10 protein-coding genes are annotated in these 7,718 nt (G+C 58.3%); 4 read left to right on the top strand and 6 right to left on the bottom strand.

Annotation, left to right across the window (positions count from 1 at the left end; translation table 11 throughout):
• Nucleotides 1-21: 21 nt before the first annotated feature.
• The gene (ltrA, locus tag UP10_RS33170) at nucleotides 22-1,554 is read right to left on the bottom strand and encodes a group II intron reverse transcriptase/maturase (RefSeq protein WP_502692203.1); all 1,533 of its coding nucleotides are present in this window, start codon (nucleotides 1,552-1,554) and stop codon (nucleotides 22-24) included.
• Nucleotides 1,555-1,599: 45 nt separating this feature from the next.
• On the opposite strand from ltrA, the gene UP10_RS44760 reads away from it, so the two are divergent.
• Nucleotides 1,600-1,839: a hypothetical protein gene (locus tag UP10_RS44760; RefSeq protein WP_044591365.1), complete on the top strand. Its 240-nt coding sequence runs from the start codon at nucleotides 1,600-1,602 to the stop codon at nucleotides 1,837-1,839.
• Between the two features lie 168 nt (nucleotides 1,840-2,007).
• On the opposite strand, the gene UP10_RS33160 is transcribed toward UP10_RS44760, so the two are convergent.
• The 4 genes from UP10_RS33160 to UP10_RS33145 all read right to left on the bottom strand — a co-directional run bounded on the left by UP10_RS33160 (nucleotide 2,008) and on the right by UP10_RS33145 (nucleotide 4,857).
• Nucleotides 2,008-2,514, bottom strand: a complete 507-nt coding sequence (locus tag UP10_RS33160) for a lipocalin-like domain-containing protein (RefSeq protein WP_050043901.1) — start codon at nucleotides 2,512-2,514, stop codon at nucleotides 2,008-2,010.
• Nucleotides 2,515-2,742: 228 nt separating this feature from the next.
• The gene (locus tag UP10_RS33155; protein ID WP_044591364.1) at nucleotides 2,743-2,979 is read right to left on the bottom strand and encodes a MarR family transcriptional regulator; all 237 of its coding nucleotides are present in this window, start codon (nucleotides 2,977-2,979) and stop codon (nucleotides 2,743-2,745) included.
• 268 nt (nucleotides 2,980-3,247) lie between these two features.
• The gene (locus UP10_RS33150) at nucleotides 3,248-4,012 is read right to left on the bottom strand and encodes a creatininase family protein (RefSeq protein ID WP_044591412.1); all 765 of its coding nucleotides are present in this window, start codon (nucleotides 4,010-4,012) and stop codon (nucleotides 3,248-3,250) included.
• A gap of 32 nt (nucleotides 4,013-4,044) precedes the next feature.
• On the bottom strand, nucleotides 4,045-4,857 hold the full coding sequence (locus UP10_RS33145) for a class I SAM-dependent methyltransferase (RefSeq protein ID WP_044591363.1): 813 nt from the start codon (nucleotides 4,855-4,857) through the stop codon (nucleotides 4,045-4,047).
• A gap of 261 nt (nucleotides 4,858-5,118) precedes the next feature.
• On the opposite strand from UP10_RS33145, the gene UP10_RS33140 reads away from it, so the two are divergent.
• From UP10_RS33140 to UP10_RS33130, 3 genes are all read left to right on the top strand, one after another.
• The gene (locus UP10_RS33140; protein ID WP_044591362.1) at nucleotides 5,119-5,562 is read left to right on the top strand and encodes a hypothetical protein; all 444 of its coding nucleotides are present in this window, start codon (nucleotides 5,119-5,121) and stop codon (nucleotides 5,560-5,562) included.
• Between the two features lie 17 nt (nucleotides 5,563-5,579).
• Nucleotides 5,580-5,894 (top strand): hypothetical protein, encoded by a 315-nt coding sequence (locus UP10_RS33135; protein WP_044591361.1) that lies wholly within the window; start codon nucleotides 5,580-5,582, stop codon nucleotides 5,892-5,894.
• A gap of 149 nt (nucleotides 5,895-6,043) precedes the next feature.
• Entirely contained in the window at nucleotides 6,044-6,439 is a 396-nt protein-coding gene (locus UP10_RS33130) for a tyrosine-type recombinase/integrase (protein ID WP_197086957.1), read from the top strand.
• A gap of 20 nt (nucleotides 6,440-6,459) precedes the next feature.
• Here the strand turns inward: UP10_RS33130 and UP10_RS33125 are convergent, their stop codons facing one another.
• Nucleotides 6,460-7,482: a transporter substrate-binding domain-containing protein gene (locus tag UP10_RS33125; protein WP_050043900.1), complete on the bottom strand. Its 1,023-nt coding sequence runs from the start codon at nucleotides 7,480-7,482 to the stop codon at nucleotides 6,460-6,462.
• Between the last annotated feature and the right edge of the window lie 236 nt (nucleotides 7,483-7,718).

The raw sequence follows: 7,718 nt of genomic DNA, 5'->3' as shown, positions 1-7,718 counted from the left end.
CTTTCGCGGTAGGGACGCGAGTTACCTCGCGCCCCCCGCACAGATCCGTACGGGCCCAATTCGGGCATACGGCTCCCACCTTGGGTGTCTAACGGCGAAGCGACTTTGTGGCCACGGATGAAGGATTCGCGGCTTCGGAAGCCAGTCGTCTGCCAACCGCTTGATCCGCTCCCAAGTCGTCCAGTCTTTCTGGCTCCGCTGCCGCAGCGTGCGCCGCCAGAGATTGGTAACGTGGAATAGGAACGCGGTCAGTGTCGAACTGTTTGTCGGCACCGCGTGGTAGTTGAAGTAGCCGGTGACGACCTGCTGCAACCATCTTCCCTGCTGGGGAATCGGCTGATGCATGCTCCGTCGCAATTCCTGTTTGATGGCTTGCAACTTTGCTTGCATGCGGTCCCGCCGAGACTTCCGTTTGATTTGGAATTTACCCCGACGAGTTTTGCTGCAAATAAAGATGAAGCCCAGGAAGGTGAAGGTCTCCGGTTTACCGAGCCCGCGCCGCTTGCGGTTTTCCACCGCGAAGCGTCCAAACTCGATCAGCCGGGTCTTCTCCGAATGAAACGACAGTGCAAACTCCTGTAACCGCTTACGCATCTCGTCTAGGAAGCGACGGGCGTCGGTCTCGTGCTCGAAGCCAACAATGAGGTCGTCGGCGTAGCGCACGATGATCATATTGCCCGCGGCCTCACGCCGTCGCCAGCGCTCGGCCCAGAGATCGAAAACGTAGTGTAAGTAGAGATTGGCCAGAAGCGGTGAGATCACCGATCCCTGCCCGGTCCCCTTGTCACTGACCGTCACGATCCCGTCTCCCAGGACGCCTGCCTTGAGCCATTTCTGGATCAGGCGGATGATACGTCGGTCGCCGACGCGATGTTCCACAAACTTGATGAGCCACTCCTGGCTCACCGTGTCGAAGAACGAGCGGATGTCGGCGTCCAGTATCCAGTTCACCTTTGTGCTGGTGATCCCGACCACGAGCGCATCCATCGCATCGTGCGTGCTGCGTCCGGGTCGGAACCCATACGAGAACCCGAGGAAATCTTCCTCGTAGATCGCGCTCAGCACCGCAGCCGTCGCCCTCTGGACGATCTTGTCTTCAAGGGCGGCGACCGCGATCGGGCGTTGCCGACCATCCGGCTTGGGTATGTAGACCCGCCGCGCCGGTAGTGCCCGATACGCTCCCCGATGGACGCGAGCATGCAGGTCCTCAAGATTGCGCTCAAGGTGCTGCTCGTAATCCCGACATGTCAGCCCATCCACTCCAGCTGCAGCATTCTCCTTGAGTTCAGAGAATGCCTCTGCGAGGTGATCAATACTGACGTGATGGAAGAGCGCGGTGAACTTCTCCTTCTTCCTTTGCCTTGCAGCTTGCCGTATGCGCTCCAGCGCCTGTGACACGGTTCCCCGGTACTGTGCCCGGCCCGTGCTTTGCTGACTCGCATTCCCCTCGGCCCCCGCCCTTGGCTCCACCAACTCCGCCGCCGGTTGCCCGGCTTTGTTCGTCGGCTTCACAGCTACTATGACGGGGTCAGACTTCTCATGATCGTACATCATCGGCTACGGCTCCTCGCCTTCCCGACGCGGGCCAGTGCAGCACACATGCTGGTGCTGGCCGACCATGAGATCTCCCGGTTCCCACGCAAAGAGCGTGCGCACATGCCAGTGTCTAAGACCACGCCGGGCCGTCTGGGCGCTCGCGTTATCGCGCCCATCCGTGTTGCCTTCCGTCACCGGAACGACGTCGGCACCCAGGATGAGGGTACTTTCGCGGCTCAATGGCTGGCCTATGCGCTCCCCTGTCAACGCTTCGCCGATGCCCTCGCGGGCTTCTGCGCATGACTCGGGGTCGATGCGGTTCGCTACTCCTTCATCGTGATGGACTTGCACCATCTACTCCTTGCCGGTCTCCCGGCGCACTCCGGTCTGCCCCCATGAACAGACATTGTCGGACCGCTCCGGTTCGGGCCAGATGAGGAAGTCACGGTCATCACCCGACCAGAACGTCTACTAAGGTGCGGCTGCGCGCTTCCAAGTGGTTCGGAGCGTCATACCGTTGGGAGTTCGTGGATTGTCGAATTTTAGCTCGTCAGAATTTAGCAGAGTAATCGTTCTTTTCTGATTGGGCATGGCCGCGACATTCGCGTAGGTGCTGGCTGCAAGGTTGACCACCATCACCTTTGAATTTTCGTCAATCGAGTATGTGCCGTAATACGCAATGCTAGACGCTACGATGCTTTGTGCCTCTTCGGGTGTCGCCTTGGCTCGGTCGTTAGCCGCAATCTTTGGAATTTCCGCGCGCGACTGAAAAAGCGAGAAATGGCCATCGTTTGAGAAGATGATCACGCCCTTCGGGGATGGACCGAAAGGTTCTCCTTTGTTGCCGTCGTCGGTCTCACTGGTGACAGCCACAAGGGTCCAAGCGCCTACGATCTGTTCTTTAGCGGTTTTCTGTTGCGCAAATGCAATACCCGACAGGGCAAGACCAAGGCCGACGGCGAGGATGGCTTTGTTCATTGTGTTTCTCCCCATTGAGATTTTGATTGTGCGTTGCTGGCCGCACCAAAACAAGGCCGGTACGTCCGAGTTGGGTCAATCGCATCGGTTTGCGCCTCAGCCTGTGACTTCCGGTCTACGCCAGCGAGCGGACATTCTAAGGCCTCGTCCGCATGTCTCAGACGGGCCACAAACGGACCGTCGGTCACCCGCGCGGCATGATGCTGTGGGCAACGCTGGGCTGCGGCTCTAGACACCGACGTCAGACTTTATTGTGCCTAGCCCTAAAGCGTCTCGCCCAAACTGAGTGATCATCACGCCATCGCCGGGGCTCTCGACTAAGGATATCAGTCCCTTCTTCAGCAAGTCTTGCGCACTTGCTACCGAGTGATCCAAGTCAGTCAGAAAAGCAAACGCACGCATCGCGCCATTGGGCTGCGAAGCGAGTTGCCGCAATGCGAATATCTGCTTGGTGTCGAGTGTCATGAAATAATTCTAGGCGGAGACAACGTGCATAGCCAGTGACGCTATGGGTCATTCGCGTCGGTCTATCCCTGAGCTGCGATAGTCCGGTCTACCCGCATGAACGGACATCGCCTGACCTGACCGATTGGTCTGTTTTGGGCCAACAGCGGAAGCGAGGCGCAGTCTATTTAGCGGCAGCGCCTTTAGTGGATAGCTCCGTTTAATTGAATTGAGGTTGCGCATGGGCGCTCGTTGTACACGGTCAGCACTTCGAGCCGGTCTTTGAGTTCTAGCCCCAGGGTTCGCCAGCAACTAGCTTTGCGGCAAGCAGTTCGGCCGCAACGTCGAGCAGCCTTTCGCCTTTTGCCGCCGAAGCCTTGCGAGCATCACCCAAAACGCCGCTGGGGGTCAGCTCTTTGAACGACCGCCACAGATTGAGCGGCGGAGCCAAGCTAACTTCGTGAGTGCCCATCGGGCCGAACGCTTCGACCATCCGGTCGCCACGCACGCAATCCGCGAACGACGCAAGCATCATCGAGGTCTCGGCCTCGCAGGCATGGCGCACGGTCTTCTGATCCTCCAAACTTTCAGCATAGGCACCGCTCGCATGCGGCAGACTGTATAGCGTCGTGGTCGCAATAGGGGCACCAAGCTCGCGCGCAAGATCAGTGGTCAGAGTATTGAGCGCAGCAACATTCCCGCCATGTGAATTGACAATTAAAATTTTCTTGAAGCCCGCTTGCAGGATCGACCCGCAAAGCTCCTTGAGCAGGCAATGATATGTCGAGAGTGAGAGAGAAAAGGTCCCGCCGAAGGCCACATGGTGCTCCGCAAGTCCCATCCACACCACGGGTGCGACCACGATAGGCCGATTGCGAGCAACAATCTTAGCCGTGCGCTGGCATCCTTCCCCACCTAAAAATGTATCTACGCCCGTCGCGAGATGCGGCCCGTGTTGTTCGGTGGAAGCAACGGGCAACAAGACTATAGCGTCATCTACGGCTTTTTGCCGCAGCTCTTCGGCGGTCATGCGGTTCCACAGCACTTCGGTCATGACATCCCCCATCAGGATAGAGATTACGAGTTTTAGCGCAGGCGAGTTGGCACGGTTCCTTTAACGGCCCAAGCCGCACTTACAAAACTTCGGGGACCATCTGGCCGACCGGTCAGATAGGCGTTGCGAACAGCGGCCTGCACTCGCTCTGGAGTGCCTTGGGGTAACGTTGAAAAGAAAGCCGCCAACGTGCCCTGGCCGTTGATCAGCGGAAACCAATAATCGTCGAAACTGGCAAAATCCATTCGGATAGTCAGGGTCACCTCGGCGATGTTTTCGAGACCAGCGGCCTTGAAGCCCCCTGCCATTTCACCCGGAAAGGTCATCGGTCTCACCAGAGCGGGATCACGCCTGACGTGCGCGGTGGCCTCAATTGCAGCGAATGTATCCCAGAACATTCGCTGGCTAGGCATGCCGCCAAATGTATCCCAGACAGTGGCAGCTACGATGCCACCCGGCCGCACCACGCGAAGCATTTCGGCTATCGCCAGTTCAGGTGTCGGTACAAAATGCAGAACGAGCATCGACATAGCACGATCGAAATAGTTTTCACCGAAGGGTATCGAACAGGCGTCACCTTGCCGTGCGGATATCCGCTGATCGGTATTGCGCTGTATAAGCGCTTCGACGAACTGCGGTTCGAAGTCGATGGCTTCGATGGTAGCAACATTGGCGCGATCAGGGATCAGGAACGTTAGGCTACCGGTTCCACATCCGACATCAATGATGCGCTCGCCGTCTGCAACGCCAGCGAAGTCCAGAAAAAGCGGAGCCAGACGCTTGCTCCATCTCCCCATGTACTGATCATAACAATCGGCGCCCTTTGCAACGAAGGTAGACGACATGTCTCGCCTCGGAATATGCGATTGCCTATCGCCGCAGTGTAACACCCGTCGTTTTGGTGTGAAGATCTAATCGGCACCTAAAAATGCCGGTCAACGTCCGCTCAGGGTCAATCGCGTCGCCTTGAACATCCGCCGGTTACGTCCGGTCTTCACAGACAAGCGGACATTCTCGCCGACGCGATAGGCTGTAGGGACCGCAATAGCTTCGGCCCGACATCTAGGGCGATTGCGCGAAGCCGCTGGCTGAGGTCCAATGCTTTCATGGCACCGAAGCACCATCCAACCCCACTGTCCGGCGGCGACCGCAACGCGCTGGCGAAGGAGCTTCGCAAGTCCCGGGCGATGACGACCATTCTCGCTGAGCGGTCAGCGGAGAAACGCGCCCAAGGTGAGGCACTGATCCGTGAGGCCGACAACCTCGCGTGCCAGTCGTGGAACGAACGGATGTGGAGCGACGGCGGCCCCGTCGATCCCAGCCCCACGATAGATCAAGCGATCAACGTCGGCTTCCCATGGCTTGATATCGAATGCAGCCGGTGCAAGGCGAAGCGCGATGTCGATCTAGCAGCACTACGCCACGTCTCCACCACGCTCATCAGCGACCTCGCCAGCCGCCTTGTATGCGCGAAGTGCAAGGGCGCCGGGAAGCGTCCGCTGGCCACGCTGTTGCAGCTAACGCCGCGTGCCCGCAATGCCGAGCCGTAGGTGACGGAGTGGGACCCATGCTTTGGACGACGACCAGCCTCTACATCCAGATCGTCGCCGGATTTGTCGGCGCCCATCTTGCGGCAGTGGTGGTCCACGACCATGCCTTCGGATTTTGGGGCCACACGGCCGTCGGCCTGATCGCCGGTGCCGTGGGGGGATACTTCTTTCAGACCTTGTCTGTCACGGTGGTGACCGGCAGCGGCAGCCTCAACGAGTTAAGGCCCGCCGATATCTTCGTCTTGCAGGCTGGCAGCGGCGCGGCGTTTGGCGGCATCTGCATGCTCGCGGTCGGCATGTTGCTCGCCCCTCGCATCCCCCCTCGCGATTGACAGCGTCGGACACCATGAAGTGCACTCTGTGCGAAGATTGCGGCTGGGTCTGCGAAAAACCATCCGCCATGGTCATCGCGACGCCACCATAGTCCTAATGGCGTACCGACACGGCCTGCGCGCCGCGGAACTAACCGATCTTCGTTGGGATGGATCAGATCGAGTTTACGTCGGCTACTTTGCATGTGCGACGGGTCAAGCAGGGCATGCCGAGTACGCATCCGATCCTAGGTGACGAACTGCGTGCGCTCCGCAAGCTTCAGCGCGAGCAGGAGCCCAGGTCGCCGTTCGTGTTTACGTCGGAGCGTGGTCCGCCGTTCACTCCGGCGGGCTTTGCTCGAATGGTGGAGCGCGCGGGCATCGCCGCCAATTTTCGGTTTAAGGCCCATCCGCACATGCTGCGACACGCTTGCGGTTACGCTCTCGTCAACAAGGGCCACGACACGCGCGCGCTACAAGCCTACCTCGGACACAAAAACATTCAGCACACCGTTCGCTACACCGAGTTGTCCCCTACTCGCTTTAAGGATTTTTGGAGACGTTGAATCAAAGCGCGCCGACCAGCCTAGCGCTTGCCGAACCACTCCTCGTAGATCCTCTGGTACGTGTCGTTCTCACGCAGTGCGAGAAGCGCTTCATTCACGTGCTTGCGCAATGGACTGCCGGTCGGAAAAACGATGCCGTAGTCTTCATTATGGAACACATTGCCAACAATCCGCGCTAATCCCCTCCCGTCGTGAGTTGCATAGTAGAGCAGCGCGGGTGAATCAAATACAATCGCGTCCACCTGTTGATTCAACAGGGTATTGTAGAGGTCATCGACTTTCTCAAACTCAAGAACCTGAGCCTTGACCTCATTCAGATAGACTGTCGCCGTGCTTCCCCGTGTCGTGCCGACGCTTTTGCCAACGAGATCCTGCGGGCTGTTAATCGGTCCCCTGATCTGCTGTGCCGTCAGTGATGCCGTCAGCTGCGCCGTATAAAAAGCCACGAACACCACGCCCGTGAACATCCACAGCACTGCCACAATCCGAGCCACCCAGTGCCGGGGCATTTGATCTGCCTGGGTGGCTAACGTGCCTGCGGCCCAAAACATCGCATGGAAGATTCCCGGAAAATACTTTGTGCTTGGAATGATTCCGTTACGATGATGTCGCTCTAGAAAAAAGATCAGATGCGCCGGGATAAGGATTAAAAGCAGCGCAATGCCAAGCCAGATCAACAGCGTGCGGGAGAAGAACAGCTGCATCAGCTCGCGCAACGGATTTGGCTCGACATTGGCAGCGGTGCCACGCACCAGGATTTGCAAGCCCGAATTCATGATCGGCTGAGAGAAGTCGAATCTGTTCTCGCGCTCGGACGTGATCGAGATGGCTGCGATCCCGAGATCCGCCCGTCCGCTTCCCACGGCGTCAAGCAACTCCCTGACATCGGACATGACAACGTACTCAGTCTCGCGATTCAGTCGTTCGCCGATGCTGTTCCAAAGTTCAATGCTAAAGCCGCTTAGAATTCCGTTCTTCTCAATCACCATGGGAGCCACTATTCGAGTTGCCACCCGGAGCTTGGTGGTCCCGCCTTGGGCCATAGACCAGGAGACGCATATAAAAAACGCCAACGCCAACCCACGGGCTACGTGGGGCGCGAGCGCCAAAAGCAGCCGAACGCCCCTTGCGCGAAAACAGACCGCGAGATTAGGACGAGGCATCAAATCGCTTCCCGGTTTTGCACCGCGTTGTCAGCGCGTGCCTAGCGGTCGTGATCGTTTGGCTACGGATTGATGAGTCTAGCACAAATCGGAAATGACGGGACGCGATCCGATCC

It is taken from the genome of Bradyrhizobium sp. LTSPM299 (assembly GCF_000938235.1).
Classification (GTDB): Bacteria; Pseudomonadota; Alphaproteobacteria; order Rhizobiales; family Xanthobacteraceae; genus Bradyrhizobium.
This window is presented reverse-complemented; position numbering and strand designations above follow the sequence as displayed.